The sequence below is a fragment of the Bradyrhizobium genomosp. III genome (assembly GCF_000261705.1).
In the GTDB taxonomy this organism is placed as follows: Bacteria; Pseudomonadota; Alphaproteobacteria; order Rhizobiales; family Xanthobacteraceae; genus Bradyrhizobium; species Bradyrhizobium ottawaense.
Genome location: NZ_AJQF01000272.1, coordinates 1 through 14,967, shown reverse-complemented (window position 1 = coordinate 14,967; position 14,967 = coordinate 1). Strand labels below are relative to the sequence as shown.

Annotated in this window: 18 protein-coding genes; 7 read left to right on the top strand and 11 right to left on the bottom strand. The window is 63.2% G+C overall.

Features of this window, described 5'->3' with window-relative positions; all coding sequences use genetic code 11:
- Window positions 1–5: 5 nt before the first annotated feature.
- Together IC66_RS0123050 and IC66_RS0123045 are read right to left on the bottom strand one after the other, a co-directional pair.
- Window positions 6–1,325: a dicarboxylate/amino acid:cation symporter gene (locus IC66_RS0123050; RefSeq protein WP_038949183.1), complete on the bottom strand. Its 1,320-nt coding sequence runs from the start codon at window positions 1,323–1,325 to the stop codon at window positions 6–8.
- Window positions 1,326–1,577: 252 nt separating this feature from the next.
- Complete coding sequence (locus tag IC66_RS0123045; protein WP_028142648.1) at window positions 1,578–1,799, bottom strand: hypothetical protein; 222 nt, start codon at window positions 1,797–1,799, stop codon at window positions 1,578–1,580.
- A 351-nt stretch (window positions 1,800–2,150) separates the two neighbouring features.
- Here IC66_RS0123045 and IC66_RS0123040 point away from each other — a divergent pair, with 351 nt between their 5' ends.
- On the top strand, window positions 2,151–2,333 hold the full coding sequence (locus tag IC66_RS0123040) for a hypothetical protein (protein ID WP_038949182.1): 183 nt from the start codon (window positions 2,151–2,153) through the stop codon (window positions 2,331–2,333).
- A 19-nt stretch (window positions 2,334–2,352) separates the two neighbouring features.
- Here IC66_RS0123040 and IC66_RS0123035 read toward each other — a convergent pair whose 3' ends face one another.
- The 3 genes from IC66_RS0123035 to IC66_RS0123025 all read right to left on the bottom strand — a co-directional run bounded on the left by IC66_RS0123035 (window position 2,353) and on the right by IC66_RS0123025 (window position 5,049).
- A complete protein-coding gene (locus tag IC66_RS0123035) occupies window positions 2,353–3,732 on the bottom strand; it encodes a vWA domain-containing protein (protein ID WP_038949181.1) in 1,380 nt (459 codons plus the stop codon).
- Between the two features lie 5 nt (window positions 3,733–3,737).
- Window positions 3,738–4,685, bottom strand: a complete 948-nt coding sequence (locus tag IC66_RS0123030; RefSeq protein ID WP_038949180.1) for an AAA family ATPase — start codon at window positions 4,683–4,685, stop codon at window positions 3,738–3,740.
- A 163-nt stretch (window positions 4,686–4,848) separates the two neighbouring features.
- Complete coding sequence (locus tag IC66_RS0123025) at window positions 4,849–5,049, bottom strand: hypothetical protein (protein WP_028142644.1); 201 nt, start codon at window positions 5,047–5,049, stop codon at window positions 4,849–4,851.
- A gap of 223 nt (window positions 5,050–5,272) precedes the next feature.
- Here IC66_RS0123025 and IC66_RS0123020 point away from each other — a divergent pair, with 223 nt between their 5' ends.
- Window positions 5,273–6,247, top strand: coding sequence for a quinone oxidoreductase family protein (locus IC66_RS0123020; protein ID WP_038949179.1), 975 nt, complete (start codon window positions 5,273–5,275; stop codon window positions 6,245–6,247).
- Window positions 6,248–6,261: 14 nt separating this feature from the next.
- On the opposite strand, the gene IC66_RS0123015 is transcribed toward IC66_RS0123020, so the two are convergent.
- Window positions 6,262–6,537, bottom strand: coding sequence for a hypothetical protein (locus IC66_RS0123015; protein WP_028142642.1), 276 nt, complete (start codon window positions 6,535–6,537; stop codon window positions 6,262–6,264).
- A gap of 112 nt (window positions 6,538–6,649) precedes the next feature.
- Window positions 6,650–7,258: a S24 family peptidase gene (locus tag IC66_RS0123010; RefSeq protein ID WP_018644790.1), complete on the bottom strand. Its 609-nt coding sequence runs from the start codon at window positions 7,256–7,258 to the stop codon at window positions 6,650–6,652.
- 163 nt (window positions 7,259–7,421) lie between these two features.
- Here IC66_RS0123010 and IC66_RS0123005 point away from each other — a divergent pair, with 163 nt between their 5' ends.
- Window positions 7,422–7,949, top strand: a complete 528-nt coding sequence (locus IC66_RS0123005; RefSeq protein WP_038949177.1) for a GcrA family cell cycle regulator — start codon at window positions 7,422–7,424, stop codon at window positions 7,947–7,949.
- Between the two features lie 42 nt (window positions 7,950–7,991).
- Window positions 7,992–8,567, top strand: a complete 576-nt coding sequence (locus IC66_RS0123000; RefSeq protein ID WP_038949176.1) for a hypothetical protein — start codon at window positions 7,992–7,994, stop codon at window positions 8,565–8,567.
- 46 nt (window positions 8,568–8,613) lie between these two features.
- Here the strand turns inward: IC66_RS0123000 and IC66_RS0122995 are convergent, their stop codons facing one another.
- A complete protein-coding gene (locus IC66_RS0122995) occupies window positions 8,614–8,970 on the bottom strand; it encodes a hypothetical protein (protein ID WP_038949175.1) in 357 nt (118 codons plus the stop codon).
- A 598-nt stretch (window positions 8,971–9,568) separates the two neighbouring features.
- Here IC66_RS0122995 and IC66_RS47160 point away from each other — a divergent pair.
- Entirely contained in the window at window positions 9,569–9,754 is a 186-nt protein-coding gene (locus IC66_RS47160; protein ID WP_028142638.1) for a hypothetical protein, read from the top strand.
- 155 nt (window positions 9,755–9,909) lie between these two features.
- Window positions 9,910–10,251, top strand: coding sequence for a phasin (locus IC66_RS0122985; RefSeq protein WP_028142637.1), 342 nt, complete (start codon window positions 9,910–9,912; stop codon window positions 10,249–10,251).
- A 186-nt stretch (window positions 10,252–10,437) separates the two neighbouring features.
- Here IC66_RS0122985 and IC66_RS0122980 read toward each other — a convergent pair whose 3' ends face one another.
- The 3 genes from IC66_RS0122980 to IC66_RS0122970 all read right to left on the bottom strand — a co-directional run bounded on the left by IC66_RS0122980 (window position 10,438) and on the right by IC66_RS0122970 (window position 13,840).
- Window positions 10,438–10,755 carry a c-type cytochrome gene (locus IC66_RS0122980; protein ID WP_038949174.1) on the bottom strand — a complete coding sequence of 106 codons (318 nt, stop codon included), beginning with the start codon at window positions 10,753–10,755 and terminating at the stop codon, window positions 10,438–10,440.
- A 302-nt stretch (window positions 10,756–11,057) separates the two neighbouring features.
- A complete protein-coding gene (locus IC66_RS0122975) occupies window positions 11,058–11,888 on the bottom strand; it encodes an alpha/beta fold hydrolase (protein ID WP_028142635.1) in 831 nt (276 codons plus the stop codon).
- A 155-nt stretch (window positions 11,889–12,043) separates the two neighbouring features.
- Window positions 12,044–13,840 (bottom strand): ShlB/FhaC/HecB family hemolysin secretion/activation protein, encoded by a 1,797-nt coding sequence (locus IC66_RS0122970; protein ID WP_038949173.1) that lies wholly within the window; start codon window positions 13,838–13,840, stop codon window positions 12,044–12,046.
- Between the two features lie 131 nt (window positions 13,841–13,971).
- Between IC66_RS0122970 and IC66_RS0122965 the strand changes: the two genes are divergently transcribed.
- Window positions 13,972–14,967: FecR family protein (locus IC66_RS0122965; RefSeq protein ID WP_038949194.1), on the top strand; the 996-nt coding region annotated here is incomplete at its 3' end.

Below are 14,967 nucleotides of genomic sequence, written 5' to 3'. Positions count from 1 at the left end.
GGGCGCTATCCCGCCGTCACGTCCACCAGCTCGCCGCCCTCCAGCACCTTGGCCGCCTTGGCGCGGTCGAGATCGCCTTCCCAGGCCGCGACCACGACCGTCGCGACGCAGTTGCCGACGAGGTTGCCGAGCGCGCGGGCCATGCCGATGAACCAGTCGACCGACAATACCAGCACGAGCCCGATCGCGGGAATGCTCGGCACCGCATTGAGCGTCGCCGCCAGGATCACGATGGCCGAACCCGGCACGCCATGCGCGCCCTTCGAGGTGATCAGGGAGACGCCGAGAACCAGCAGGAGATCGCCGAAGGACAGCGGCGTGTTGGTCGCCTGCGCGATGAAGACGACGGCGAGCGTCAGATAGATCGAGAAGGCGTCGAGGTTGAAGGAATAGCCGGTCGGAATCACGAGACCGACCACGGAATCCTTCACGCCCATCCGCTCCAGCTTCTTCATGATCTGCGGCAGCACGGCATCGGAGGAGGCGGTCGCGAGCACGATGGTCAGCTCTTCGCGCAGGTAGGCGAGGAATTTGAGGATGTTGAGTCCGGCGAGCGCCATCACGCCGCCGAGCACGCCCAGCACGAAGATGCCGACCGAGATGTAGAACAGCATCACCAGCGACACGAGCTGCTTGAGCGAGCCGACCCCGTATTTGCCGACGGTGTAGGCGACCGCGCCGAGCACGCCGAGCGGGGCAACGCGGACAATCAGGCCCATGACGCGGAACAGCACGGTGGAGGCGGCATCGATCATGCTGGTGACGAGCTTGCCCTTTTCGCCGCCGACGAGCGCGAGCCCGACGCCGAACAGGACCGCGAAGAACAGCACCTGGAGCACGTCGTTGCGTGACAGCGCATCGAAGGAGGTGGTCGGGATCACGTTCATCAGGAAGGCGCCGATGCCGCCGCCTGACAGCTTGTGGGCGTTGTCGGCGTAGGTGTTGAGCGCTTTGGCATCCAGCGTCGAGGGATCGATGTTCATGCCGTGGCCGGGCCCGAAGAGGTAAGCAAGCAACAGGCCGACGACGAGCGCGACGGTCGTCATGATCTCGAAATAGACCAGCGCCTTGACGCCGACCCGCCCGACCTTCTTGAGGTCGCCAGCGCCGGCAATCCCGTGCACGACGACGCAGAACACGATCGGCGCCACGATCATCGAGATCAGCTTCAGGAAAGCGTCGCTGAGGATCTTGAGCCCGATCGCGAAGTCCGGGACGGCCATGCCCAGGATGACGCCAAGCACCAGCGCGGCCAGGACTTGGACGAACAGCGAGGTGTAGAGCGGCTTCGGCTCTGCGGCGGGCGCCGCGGTGATGGTCGACATGGTGGATTTCCCCGGTTTGACGCGACTTGGACGTCAAAAAGGAGCAACAACCGTGCCAGATTGTCGCGGTATTTCCGGAAAGCGGCCTGGAGGTCGCCCTGTTATCCCGGGCGGCGCGACGCAACGCTTCAGGAGCGCTGTGTCGGGGGCGCGGAGCCCACCACTCCGCCGCCTATCTCGCTGAACAGTCGCGTGGGGAGGAAGCCGCGGGACCCGTCAGCCGTTATGCCTACGCCGAAACGAAAGGCAACCTCATGCCGCAAGATCCAGCAGCCGGCACGATCCGCGCACGAGCGCCTTGCGTCCCGTGGGCGTCATCACAGGTATGCCGTCATTGACGACAACGAGACCGAACTTGACGAGACTTTCGATAAGATAGGCCTTCGAGAGGCGACCGCCCGACACCGGGTTGCGAAGTGTGCGCAGGGCTTCCCACTGGTCCGGCGAAAGATCGAAGTCGACGTCGTTGCTCATGTTGCCTCAAGCGATAGTACCATTCGCGCGCCTCTGTTAGCGGGGCTGCATGAAGACCATGCGACGACAATGAGTCGGGAATTCGGTGCGCTGTTTAGAACGTCTCTTCACGAATTGCCGCACTTCATTGCGCCACAAGAGTAAAGATCGCTCGTTGGCGAATATCGTCCCGAGCTTCGATCACATATTGATGAATTCCGTTTGATGCTGCACTGCAAGTTGTCGCGGTGCACGGGAAGCGCTGCTGTCCCATTCTGCGTCGCAGTATGCACAGAAATCGTGAAGCGAAAGGTTGAGGATTCTGTTACGGTGATCCCCGGGGAATGACTTCACGCTGCAGGAGTGGAGTGCATGAACAGGCTGGTCAAAATTCGCAGTCAGGAATCCCTGTGCCGGGAGCGCGCCGCGCTCGATTTCGATCGCCGGGTTTTCTGGCTCGCGCAAGCCGAGGAATGGGAGCAGCGCGCGCTCGACGAAATTGCCTATCACTTCCGGCAGTGCAATATCGGCCAGGCGGAGCCTGCGCGGAACTGACGCTGGCCGCGAGCAAGACCTACTGATAAGTCGCCACGATATCTGACACCGCGCGCTCAAGCTGCTGCGCGGTGGCGCATTGGCGCACGACCGTACAGAAGGTCGCGTAGCGCGGCATCTCGGAATCGCCAAAGCCCCAGGCGAGCCGTCCTTCGGGATTGAGCCAGACCAGCCGCTTCGAGCGTTCGGAGATGCGGCGCAGGATGTCGGCACGCGGGTCGAGGTTGTTGCTGCGGGCATCGCCGAGCACGATCACCGTGGTCTGCGGCGTCAGCGTGCTCATGAAGTCCTTCTCGAAATCGACCAGCGAAGAGCCGTAATCGGACGAGCCGAAGCCGACCTTGGACATGATCTCGGCCATCGCCTCTTCCGGCGATTTCTTTTCCAGGATCTCGCTGACCTCGATCATGTGCGAGGAGAAGGCAAAGGAGTGGACGTCGTCGACCACCTCGTGCAGCGAGTGGATCAGCAGCAGGAAGAAATCGGAGACTTGCGCGACCGATCCCGAGACGTCGCAGAGCGCCACGATCTTCGGCCGGTCGCGATGCTTGCGCTTCCATGCGGTGAGGAAGGGCACGCCGCCCCAGGCCGCGTTGCGGCGGAGTGTGCGGCGGACGTCGAGATGACCGCGGCGCTGGCGCTTGCGCGGCTTCGAATAGCGCTCGCGCAGGCGGCGCGCGATCTGGCGGATGAGGGCGCGCATCTCCGCGACCTGGCGCCGCTCGATGCGGGCGAGCGGCGCATTGCGAAGGATCTCGTTGCGGAGATTTTCGGCCTCCTCGCGGGCGTAGAGCGCGAGCCCCTGCGAGACGGTTTCGCGCACCGCTTCGCGCAAGGCGTCGAGCGCGGCGCGCAGGCGCTCGGCCAGTGCCGGGTTGGTCGCGGTCAGCGCGTCGAGATCGTCGCGCAGGCGCTGGAGGCCCATGGCATCGAGGATGCGGCTGGAAAAGATCCCGCGCTGGGTGGAATAGCGGATATCCGACAGGGAGGCCGTGCCGGAAGCGCTGGCAATCGCCGCTGCGATCGTGTTGCGGTCCTGCGACAGCAGCATCTGCGCGAGCGGGCCCAAGCCCTCGGGAGGCTGTCCCTCGCCCGCTTCGCTGGCCGAGCCGGAGGAGGGCGACTGATCCGGATCCTGCGAGGCGTTCTCCTCGCTGCCCGCTTCGGTCTGATCCTGTCGCGGCTCCGGCTGGCTGAAGAACAGATCAAAGCAGTCGCCGAGCGCGAGCTTCTCGTCCTGCGATTTGGCGAGCGTCAGAAGCAGCGCGTCGCGCAGGATGGTTCGATCGGAGAGGCCGACCTGCGCGACCGCGCGCATCGCATCGATGCTCTCGGCAGGCGAGACATGAACGCCGACGCCGCGTGCTGCCCGAAAGAAACGATGGAGGTTCTCGCGCATCGGCGTCAACCGAAGACGTTGGACCGTGCCGCCTTGGCAATGAAGGTCGTCACCTGCGGCGCTGCTGCCTCGATGTCGGCTTCGTATTTCAGCAGCACGTTGAGCGTGTCCTTGACGACCTCGGTATCGAGCTCCGTGGCCTGGAGCAGCACCAGGACACGCGCCCAGTCGATGGTCTCGCTGACCGAGGGCAGCTTCTTCAGATCCAGCGAGCGGATCTCGTGAATGAAGCCGACCATCTGCCGGCGCAGTGCCTGCGAGATGCCGGGCACCCGGCTTTCGACGATGCGCTCCTCGAGCCGCTGCTCGGGGAAGCCGATATGCAGATGCAGGCAGCGACGCTTCAGGGCGTCGCCGAGGTCGCGCTCGCTGTTGGAGGTGAGGATCACCGTCGGCGGCGTGATCGCCGAGACGGTGCCGAGCTCGGGGATCGTGACCTGGAAATCGGACAGGATCTCCAGCAGCAGCGATTCGAATTCGGCGTCCGACTTGTCGATCTCGTCGATCAGGAGCACGCAGCCGCCCGGCTGCTCCAGCGCCTGGAGCAAGGGGCGCGGCTCGACGAACTCCTTGGAGAAGAACACGTCGCCGAAATCGTGCAACTGGTCGAGCGCGGCGTGCAGCGTCTGCGCGCCGCCGAGGACTTCGCCGAGCTTGTCCTTGAGGATCTGCGTATAGAGGAGCTGCTTGGCGTATTTCCACTCGTAGAGCGCCTTGGCCTCGTCAAGACCCTCGTAGCATTGCAGGCGGATCATCTTCATGCCGCGCCAGGCCGCGATCGCCTTGGCAAGCTCGGTCTTGCCGACGCCCGCGGGGCCCTCGACGAGGATCGGCTTCTCGATCTGCTGCGACAAATAGACGGCGGTCGCGATCTGCCGGCTCGCGATGTAGCCCTGCGCGGCGAGGCCGCTCTCCACTGCCTCGATCGAGGTCGAGGCCTTCTGATCAGCCACGAAAGGGCGCTCCCAAAGGTCTTGCTTGGGGCTTGTTCTGCCTGCGTTCCTGGCAAAGAACAAGCCTCGTTTGGGAGGCATCAGACCCGCACGGACGGCGCTTTTTCCGCTCGACGCAAATACGTGTCGGCGCGGATATTTGCGCGGCTCGCCGTTCGCGCGATCAGTGCCGCAGCAGCTCCGGCTTGCGGATCGTCTGTCTGACCTCGGCGCCGCAATCGGCGCATTCATAGACAAAGTCGATCTTGGCAAGGCTCCAATGCGGCTCGACCTCGCGCACATACATCGGCAGGAACCCCATGCATGCCGGGCAATTCACAGGCGCGATCTCGATGTCCTGATGATGCTGTACATAAGCTGGCATCTCGGCTCTCCTTCGCAGGCGACAACCAAACCCCGCGCAGAAGCTACTGCCGGTCGCCCCAGGCACGTCATCAACTCTATCGAACGGAGATGGAACGGCGGACGTTTGTCGCGCGCTGTGACATTCTTGTTACGTGTCTGTACTGTAACGGGCGGACTGAATGCCTATTTCTGCGGCCGATCCGGTTTTCGGAGCCTCAACCAACGATAAGGGAGTAACGCCCATGACGCATGCCATTCGTTTTCACAAGACCGGCGGTCCGGAAGTCCTGGTCTGGGAGGAGGTCAGCGTCGGCAAGCCCGGACCGGGCGAAGCGCGCATCCGCCACACCGCCGTCGGCCTCAATTTCGTCGACATCTACAACCGCTCCGGCCTGTATCCGGCGCAACTGCCGAGCGGGCTCGGCAGCGAGGCCGCCGGTGTCGTCGAGGAGGTCGGGCCCGGCGTCACCGATTTGAAGCCGGGCGACCGTGTCGCTTATGGCGCCTCGCCGCTCGGCGCCTATTCCGAGGCGCGGCTGATCCCCGCGGACCGCTTGCTGAAGCTGCCTGAGGGGGTCGACGACAGGACCGCGGCGGCGATGATGCTGAAGGGTCTCACCACGCAATATCTGATCCGGCAGACCTATCGGGTGAAGGCGGGCGATACCATCCTGCTGCATGCCGCGGCCGGTGGCGTCGGTCTGATCCTGGGCCAGTGGGCCAAGCACCTCGGCGCGACCGTGATCGGCACCGTCAGCAACGACGAGAAGGCCAAGCTCGCCAAGGCGCATGGCTGCGACCACGTCATCATCTACACCCGCGAGGATTTCGTGAAGCGGGTCGACGAAATCACGGGCGGCAAGAAGGTCCCGGTGGTTTATGACTCCGTCGGCAAGGACACATTCCTGAAATCGCTGGATTGCCTCGCGCCGCTCGGCGTCGCCGCGCTGTTCGGTCAGTCCTCCGGCGCGGTCGAGCCGCTCAATCTCGGCCTGCTGGCCCAGAAGGGCTCGCTCTACGTCACGCGGCCGACATTGTTCACCTACGCCGCCAAGCGCGAAAATCTGATCGCGATGGCGAACGAGCTGTTCGACGTCGTCAAGTCCGGTGCGGTCAAGATCGAGGTGCACCAGACCTATCCGTTGAAGGACGCCGCCAAGGCGCATGCCGATCTCGCCGCACGCAAGACCACGGGATCGACCGTCCTTCTGGTGTGATGTCCGGGCTTGCGTCACGTCCGTTCATGCTTGCGCACATCGCGGGCGTGATCGAGGTGAATTGCCTGGAGGTCGACGTCTTCGGGCGGGATCCGGGGCAGGGCGGCCTCGGTCAGGATCGCCTCGGTGACGTCCTCGACCGAACTCCCGGCGATCTCGTGTATGAACGAGACATTCCGGTATTCGCCCGAGGCGATGCGGGAGATGACCTCACGCCTTGTGATTTCGGGGTCGACGACCGCCTCGCGGCCCCGCCGTCCATAGTCGATCATCACGACGAAATATTGCATCAAAACGACTCTGCCGCGCCCCCATTGCGGGCGCGCGGCAGATTATTTCCGAAAAACAGAATCAAGTCAAGGCCGATTTCGAAAAAGCGAAATCGGCGGCCGTGCCGATGCCCTACTTGCCCTTCTTGCGGGGGCGAGCCGACTTGGCGCGCAGCCGCTCGAGTTGGCCCTTGGGCATGGACAGGCAGATCTCACCCACCCAATCGAGCTTCACGCCGACGATCGGCTTGGCGTTGAAGCTGGTGAGATTGACGACGGACGGGCTTTTCCCCCGCTCGATCGTTTTCAAATAACGCTCGCCGGTCTTGAGCCGGACCACGGCCTCCTCGCCGTAGAAGCTCGACAGCGGATGGCGCTGATCCTTGTAGACCACGATCACGTCGCCGCTCTCGTATTTGGGCAGCATCGAATCACCCACGATCTCGAAGGCGACAGTCTCTTCCATGATCGGGAAGGGCAGCGCGATGTCGCCGAGACCCTCCGGGGGGACCTGCTCGTAATCCGGCTCGATCACGGCGCCGGCACCGACTCGGCCCATGATCGGCGCGAGATTGAGTTCGAGATATTCCATGATCGGAATGATTTCCGAGGCCTTCACCAGGCGTTCGCCGCCGAGGATCTCCGAGACCGCGCCGGGCCGCACGCCCATGGCCGCCGCGAGGCCGCCCTTGCTCTTGCCCGTCTTTTCCAGGCCCCGCTCGATCATTGCAACGTCCAACATGGTGATTCCCTCGATTACCCATCGTCTCGCTCTTGTAATCCGAAATTCGGAATTATTGCAATTATGAATATCAGAATTATCGCTTGACTTGTGCTTCGGAATACCGGAATGTCTGTTTCGCCCCGGTCGTGCGATCGGAGGAGACGCATCACAGGACAGCAGCATGGAACCGGGCCATTGGCCGTCGGAGCACTCCGACGCGCTTCGCGACTATTTTCTCAAAGGCATGTCTTATGCGGAAATCGGAAGGCAGATTAACGCAAGGTTTGGAACGGCTTACACGCGCAATGCGGTGATCGGCCGCGCCAAGCGGCTCGGGCTCGTCATGCCGGAATGGATCGTGAGCCCATCGGTCGCGCCATATTTGCCGGGTGAGGCCCCGGTTTCGCCGCGCCGCGCGGTGCCGAATCTGAACGTGCCGCCGAAGTCCGCAATGAAGCCTGCGGTGCGGGTGAAGCTGCGCTGCGTCGGCGTTCAGCCGCGCCTGGTCCAACTGGTGGACCTCGACCCGGCCGACTGCCGCTATCCCTATGGCGGCGACAAGGACGGGGAGGAGATCGCCTTCTGCGGCCATCCGCGCCAGCCGGGCTCCAGCTATTGCGCCCCGCATGCGGGCCTGACGCGTCGCTCCGGGGCTGCGTCCGCCCGAGTCCCCGGTCCCGTCGTGCTGAAGCTGGTCTTCGCGGCCTGAACTCTCACCCGTTTCATCGTCGATTTCGCAAGGAGTATCCAAGTGGCTCGTGTCCGACGCAACAAGTCCTACAAATTGGCGCAGATCCACGACCGGCGGTCCCGCGACGTGCCATTCAATGCCGAAGTGGCGGAGGTCGAGGTCGAAAATCCGCTGGCGCTCGATGCTGGTGAGAAGATCGTGGCGATCCGGTCGATCCGTGGCGATCCGCTGGGACGGCTGCATGCACACCACCAGATCGATGAGGCGCAATTTCTCGGCGGGCGCGCCTTCCAGAACGATTGGGAGAGAGCGGAGCGGGGCCCTCAGGCGATGGACCCGACCCGTGAATATGTCGATGGCGCGCGCACGCGCGAGCCGGTCACCGAGAGCCAGCGCCAGGCGGTGCTGCGGCTGAACCAGGTCGAGCGCGAACTCGGGACCGACGGCGCTGCGCTGGTGCACGACGTGCTGGTGCTGGGCCTGACCATGGATCAAATCGGGCAGCGTCGTGCCGTCCGTACGCAGCGCTGGAACGACTATTTTGCGCGACGCTTTCGCGAGTGCCTCGACCGGCTGGCGCTGATCTACGGTTTTGCGACGGAAACGGGGACACGGCAGGCAGGGCGGCGCAGATGACAACGGCACGCCTGCGGCTTGGGCCGCGGGCGCGCCAGTTTGCCGCTCACGGATGCGGGACGATCTGGTAGGGCGTCGAATAGGGTTCGACGCGGAGCGAGGCGTTGGCCAAAAGTCCGATCCTGGCGGTCGGCGCCTGCTGCAATTCACCGTTCGGGCCGCGATGCACGTTATATTGCCAGACCGTGAGATCGCCCTTCTGCGCCAGCGCGTGCGCAACCGCGCTCGCATCATTGCCGCCGAGCGCCTGAAGCTCCTCCGCCGACAACCCGACGACGATCTCGTCCTTGACGGTGACGATCTTGAACAGGTTCATCTTGGTCTCCTGCGCCCATGCGCCTTGTATCGAGAGGGTGAAAAGCGCGACCGCGGCGCCCTTGATGAGATCGCAGCGAGAAAGCATGCCGTCGTCCTTTGGTGCTGAGGCGCGCCCGAATCGAAGAGTTTTCAGCCATGGCGCCCGTTGTCTGCGTGGCCGTGTCGCAACGGCTTGGTCGTTCGTTCATGGACAACGGTTCACCGGCGGAAACATATCCGGCTTGCGAGATCGATCGTTATTCTGCCGTTAATACAACCGCCGAGGTCGCACTCAACAATTACGTGTAGGCACTGAGAAGGGCTCATTCGCAGCCGAATGTCCGTTCATATCGGAAACAAGCAGAAACGTTGTGCCGATCGACGGCGATTGGAGCTGCGTGCGTGATTGATGACGCTTCTTGACGCAGGTGGGTGACGGCGGTCGATATACCTGTTATCCGGAATTGCCGTGGTGCGATGCAGACGAAGCATCGCTTTAGGCACTGTTGGGCTTGCCGGACGGGTTGTTCCTTGACATAATTGCAACCAGATGGTTGAGCCTGTCGTTTGGACATGTCATTCGGCGTGCCAACCCGCCGGGGCCACCCGGCCGAGAGTTCGTCGCCATGGGTCCTGTATGGCGTCTTGTTATGGCGTTCGGTTCTTGAGCGGGTCACGAAGCCGATGCTTGTCATAGGTGCGAGATGAAAAACCTCAATTTCGCGGCTGAACTGCACCTCAAGCTCGGCGCGCCGGCGAGCGGCACGGTCGAAAGCCTGCGCCTGCTCCGCGCGTTCCTGAAGCTCGCGCCTCGACAGCGTTTCGAGGTCATCAAGCTGGTCGAAGACCTCGCCACCGAAGAAATTCTGCCCGAGCACCCCTTGTCCTGAGCCCGGCCGAGCGCCGGCCTTACGCCGTCTCTCTCGTTTTCCCGTTCGTTTTCCCGCCGGAGCCGGACCGCCGGCGACGTTTCCACGCGGGCTGGCCGCTGGAAGGCGATCCGGCAAGTGTGGTATTCAATTGGGAAAACGGGAGGAGTGCGACCATGATCGAACCGAAGCTCGAAGTTCCGGCCGAACTGCGCGACCTGGCCGAGAAGACAATTGATCAGGCGGAGAAGGCATTCGGCATGTTTTTCGACGCCGCCACCAAATCGATGTCGTCCGTTCCAGGACCGGGGACGGAGGTGTCGAAGCAGGCGCTGGTTTTCACTGAGCAGAACATGAAGTCGGCCTTCGAGCATGCGCGCAAGCTGGTTCATGCCACCGACCTTCAGGAAGCGATGCGAATCCAGTCCGATTTCCTGCGCAGCCAGTTCACCAGCGCCGGAGATCACATGCGCCAGATGACCGGCAGTCTCATGCAACAGGGCAAAGGGAAGTCCTAATTCTCTGCGCGCGCAGCATGCCCACAATTGAACTTGCGCGGCGTGGCGATCCGAACCTCGATGCCGGCTCAGATCTATGACGGGCCACCGAATGACCACATTCGCCGTCTGTCGTCCTTCTGCTGATCCCTGCCGGTCCTCCGGCGGGGATTTGCATGTGTGGCGAGCTTCGTGCTCGGCGTGCCACTAGCGCAGCGAAGCGATGTAGGCCGCGATGTCGCCGGCTTCGGTTCGGCTCAGGGGAAAATTCGGCATCTTCGGGTGGGGATCAAGCAGGAAGAAGGCGAGCCTCTCCGGACTGAAGTCCGGCCTGCGCGCGACGGAGGCAAAGGAGGGGACGTCAGCGCTCGCCTGGGTTTGGCCGTTCGCGACGACATGGCAGCTTGCGCACCAGCGTTTGGCGAGGTCCGCACCGTGATCGGCATTGGCCGCGAGAGCCGACGGTGTGCCGAAGCTCGAGGTTACGGCAAGCAGCAGGCAAATTCGTCTCAAATGCTGGTGCATAGGGTAACTTTCATGCATCGATTAGCGGCCCATGCTTATCCGCAGCACGATCCCGGAAATTGCGAGAGATCAATCCGGGCGATGATCGACCGCAGCAGCTTGCGGGCCGAACGATAGAGATGCCGTAGGAAAGCCGGCATCCTCGCCGCGGGCAGGCCAAGACTTCTCGTGAGACTTCTCGTATCGAGATTTCTCGTATCCAGACTTTCAATGTAGTGCGACACGTGTCCCTCTCCGAGGCTATATCGCCCTTTTATCCCGGCGCCTCGGAGCCGCCTTGATCTGCCGCAAAGCGTTCCGGGCTAATAGTCGCCCGGATTCATGATCATCGGGGTTTTCGTATCAGCCGGCGCAAGCGCGCTGCTGGCGCTGTCGCGCAGGAAACGGTCGAGCGTTTCCTGGATCTTCTCCTTGACCGAGTTGGGACCGCGATCGCTCATTTCCGTGTGCTGCGCGCCAGTGTGGACGATGTCGATACCGCGCGCCTTGGCTTCTTCCGGCGTCGGCAGCACGCCGGGATCGGTCAGGAAATGCGGATCCTTTGACCGGAACGACAGGATCTTCATGCCGTCGCTGACCACGAAGGGCACCCGCAGATTGTCGAGCGTGATCACCTTCGACACCAGCTCCGGGTGCTGATGGGCAACATACATGGAGACATCGCCGCCGTTGGAGTGACCGACGAGGGTGATGTGGTCGTAATCGACGTTTTCGTGCTGCTTCTTCAGCTTGTCCAGCGCGAACAGAATGTTGGCTTCGCAGCGGATATAGACCTCGCGCCGGCCGACATATTGCTGACCGACATGGGTCATCAGCGGCGGATCGCTCGGCAGGTCCTGCTGGATGCTGGCAACCAGATAGCCGCGCGCGGCAAGCACGTTGGCAAGGAAGGAGTATTCGGTGGCCTTGACGGTGTTGCCGTTGCTGATGATGGCGAGCGGGAGTTTCCAGAGGCCGAGATTCGCCTTGGTCTCGTAATCGCGCCGCACCGCCACGTCGACCGAGATCGGCCGCTGCCGCGAGGCGTCGAACAGCGCCAAAGTCTCATGGCGGATCGCGAACCGACTAACGACGAAATATTCCCCGACGCCGAGGACGCAGAGAAACGCCAGGATTGCAAACACCCTCTTCATGGTTTCATCTCAAATCACATTTGACTGAACATGGTCATTGGGAACTCCCGGATCGAGCGATCGTGAGCAGCTTACGGGATTAAATTTAGGCAAGTCTGTGAGCAAGCCCGCAAAAAGGACCGCATGCCAGGCTCACCGTGCGAACGACGGGGTGGCTACAGACAGCCGGACTTGCCGCGTTCGGGGCAGAGCCGGAACGCGCTCGACAGGGTGAACAGGAAGCGGGGGCTGCGGCGCTCGTTGTCCGGTGCCCGGTAGCTCAAGGGCACCGCTACGCCGAGATCGGCCTGGATATCCTCTGGCAGGAAGAAGCGCACACCGGCCCCGGCCGATGCGAGCGACAGGCCGTCACTCAGGCGGTAACCGTCGTTCCAGACGGCGCCGGCGTCGCCAAAGGCGTAGAGCTGATAGCCGGTCCAGTAGCGGAAATTGAGCTTCTGGTCGAAGCGCAGTTCGAGCGAGCCGGCAAGGCCGTTGTCGCCGCTGATCTCGGCTGCGCCATAGCCCCGGCCGAAGGCCACGCCGCCGAGATAGAATTGCTGCGAGGTGAACAGTGGCCGCGATGCGGTCTGGCTCGCCGCGGAGAGCCTGAGTGACCAGGTATCGTTGAGCGTCTGGTAGCGCGTGAACCAGAGGTTCAGCACCGAGAAGTTCGAAGATGCGCCGTCGCGCGACAACAGGTCGTCGTCGAAATGCGAGGCGCCGAAGATGTCGAGGCCCTGGCGGTAGGTCAGCGTCGCAAGATTGGTGCCACCGAAGCGATCCTGCAGCCGGTAGTCGGCGGTCAGGCTCGCGGTCCTGATATGGTCGTTGTACCAGGGACCATAACGGTCGTGCTCGGACACATTGCTGAAGGTCGTCGCCGCAGTCAGCGTGAGCGTGGAGGATTGCGATTGCAGCGGGACGACGCTGGCGCGCAGCTCGAACGCCTCGGTCGTCGTGATATCGCTGTCGAGGCGGCGGGCATCGCCCGGCCGGACCGCGCTGTACAGGGCGGAAGCGCCGAGGCGCACGCCGTCGACGCCGACGGGCGTGTCGTAGGACAGCCGCGCAAAGCCGAGCTGGCGAGGATCGTTGGCAATCGTCGACAGGTTGACTGCCAGCGTGTCGCCGGGCGTGAGGTAGGAGTTGAACGCGCCGGTGGCGTAGCTCTGCCACGGGCCAACGGAAGATGATCCGAGATTGTCCAGACCGAACGAGGAGAAGGCGTGCCAGGTCTTCAAAACGACTGTGAGACGGAAGCGGCCGGTCGCGCCACCGATCTCCTCCAGCGCGGTATCGGTGATCCGAACGCCCGGCCTGCCGTTGATGAGGAAGAGCTTGCGTTCGAGTGTTGCAAGGCGCGACGGCTGCTCGGCCAGAACCGGCCCGAGCATCGGCCTTACGCCGAACTGCTCGGCGCCGTCGCCTTTCAGCTCGGCCTGTACGATGGCGCCTTCGATCACCTGGATCCGTACCCGGCCGTCGGCAATGTCCTGCGGCGGCACGATGGCCCGGCTCAGATGGAACCCCTCGGCGCGGTAGAGATCGCTGATCGCGCCGGCGATCGCGGCGAGATCCGCCTGCGAGACCTGCTTGCCGAGATAGGGCTGATAGATCGCGGCGATCCGATCTTGGGATACGGTGTGTGCGCCGCTGACGTTGACGCCGCGCAGCACGAATTGCGGTTTGGTATCGCCGCCGGTGTTGGGCTGTCCGACACCCGGAAGCCGGACCGGAGGCCGGCTCAGCGATTCCCGCTCGGTTTGGTTATCGAAATATTTCTCGGGCTGGCGCGGATCGAAACCCGGCTGGTTCGCCTGTTGTGCGAACGCCTGGGAAATTCCCGCAAAGATCGGTACCACCATCACCAACGCGGTAATGAGATGCCGCTGCTCAACGTACGTCGCGAATCTCTCTCCGTAGTTTGACGGAGACTTTGCGATGGGGCGGTAAGGGTTCGTTATCCGCATGATTTTTCATAGTTTTTTATGGTCAATGATTGGTTAATGCTGCCACTGCACGGGCCGCTTCCCGCTAATCCTCTCTTGAGTGATTTCCGGATACCCCTCAGCTCCGGCTGTAACGCGGACTGAGGATCGTGATGCTTGGCAGAATTGGAATGCGGTGTGCCCTCGTGGCGGCGCTGACCCTTGGAACGGCTTCCGCTGCGTTTACCGCGGAGGATGGCGTCTGGTCGGTCAGCAAGGCCACCGGCGAGGTGTGGGTCGCGACCGACGGCGCGCAACAGGTCTCGCTGAACCAGGAAGCGACGCTCAAGCCCGGCAATACCATCCGCACCGGACGCAACGGCCGGGTGCTGCTCGTCCGCGGCGAGGAGACCATTCTGATCTCTCCCAACTCCGTGATCGGCTTGCCCTCGGAGAAGAAGGAGGGGCTCTCCACCACCATCATCCAGCGGGCGGGATCGATCCTGCTCGAGGTCGAGAAGCGCAACGTCAAGCATTTCGAGGTCGAGACGCCCTATCTCGCCGCCGTGGTCAAGGGAACGCAGTTCAGCGTCACGGTGGGAGCTGGCAGCACCAAGGTCGGCGTGCTCCGCGGCCAGGTCGAAGTCTCCGACTTCAAGACGGGACAGATTGCCCAGGTCATGCCGGGACAAGCGGCCACCGTGTTTGAGCACGGCAAGCCCGGTCTCAGCTTGAGCGGCGCGGGGACGTTCAATCCGATCGAGCATGGCAAGCCGCGCGCCTCGACGATCGAGCGTGTCCCCGTACCGAAATCGGGCCTGTCGGCGCCGCGCAATGCCGCGAGCGGCCATGCGATCCATGCGCTCGGTCCGATCGACAAGGGGGCCAAGGCGGCTGGCGTGCCGAAGCCGTCGCATCAGGCGGCTGGAGGTCATGTTTCCAAGGCCGGCGTCGTGCGCATCTCGAGCTCGCTCGGCGAGGTCAAGCTGAATGTCCACAAGGTCACGAATGGGCTCGCCCACGGCGCGGTTGCTCCCGGACAGGTGCGCAACGCGAACGCCAACGCCGGTCCTGACACGGTGTGGAGCGACGGCAAATCCAATACGCCGGCATCCAACGGCTCCGTCCAGACTGCGGCAACGACGAGCGGTGCGGCAGCTGCTGGCAGC

Excerpts from the sequence above, each read along its gene's own strand:
- IC66_RS0123050 (WP_038949183.1), bottom strand. The coding sequence starts at position 1,325 with ATGTCGACCATCACCGCGGCGCCCGCCGCAGAGCCGAAGCCGCTCTAC.
- IC66_RS0123015 (WP_028142642.1), bottom strand. The coding sequence starts at position 6,537 with ATGCAATATTTCGTCGTGATGATCGACTATGGACGGCGGGGCCGCGAG.
- IC66_RS47160 (WP_028142638.1), top strand. The coding sequence starts at position 9,569 with ATGAAAAACCTCAATTTCGCGGCTGAACTGCACCTCAAGCTCGGCGCG.
- IC66_RS0123005 (WP_038949177.1), top strand. The coding sequence starts at position 7,422 with ATGGAACCGGGCCATTGGCCGTCGGAGCACTCCGACGCGCTTCGCGAC.
- IC66_RS0123020 (WP_038949179.1), top strand. The coding sequence starts at position 5,273 with ATGACGCATGCCATTCGTTTTCACAAGACCGGCGGTCCGGAAGTCCTG.
- IC66_RS0123010 (WP_018644790.1), bottom strand. The coding sequence starts at position 7,258 with ATGTTGGACGTTGCAATGATCGAGCGGGGCCTGGAAAAGACGGGCAAG.
- IC66_RS0123035 (WP_038949181.1), bottom strand. The coding sequence starts at position 3,732 with ATGCGCGAGAACCTCCATCGTTTCTTTCGGGCAGCACGCGGCGTCGGC.
- IC66_RS0122985 (WP_028142637.1), top strand. The coding sequence starts at position 9,910 with ATGATCGAACCGAAGCTCGAAGTTCCGGCCGAACTGCGCGACCTGGCC.
- IC66_RS0122980 (WP_038949174.1), bottom strand. The coding sequence starts at position 10,755 with ATGCACCAGCATTTGAGACGAATTTGCCTGCTGCTTGCCGTAACCTCG.
- IC66_RS0123025 (WP_028142644.1), bottom strand. The coding sequence starts at position 5,049 with ATGCCAGCTTATGTACAGCATCATCAGGACATCGAGATCGCGCCTGTG.
- IC66_RS0122970 (WP_038949173.1), bottom strand. The coding sequence starts at position 13,840 with ATGCGGATAACGAACCCTTACCGCCCCATCGCAAAGTCTCCGTCAAAC.
- IC66_RS0122975 (WP_028142635.1), bottom strand. The coding sequence starts at position 11,888 with ATGAAGAGGGTGTTTGCAATCCTGGCGTTTCTCTGCGTCCTCGGCGTC.
- IC66_RS0122995 (WP_038949175.1), bottom strand. The coding sequence starts at position 8,970 with ATGCTTTCTCGCTGCGATCTCATCAAGGGCGCCGCGGTCGCGCTTTTC.
- IC66_RS0123045 (WP_028142648.1), bottom strand. The coding sequence starts at position 1,799 with ATGAGCAACGACGTCGACTTCGATCTTTCGCCGGACCAGTGGGAAGCC.
- IC66_RS0123040 (WP_038949182.1), top strand. The coding sequence starts at position 2,151 with ATGAACAGGCTGGTCAAAATTCGCAGTCAGGAATCCCTGTGCCGGGAG.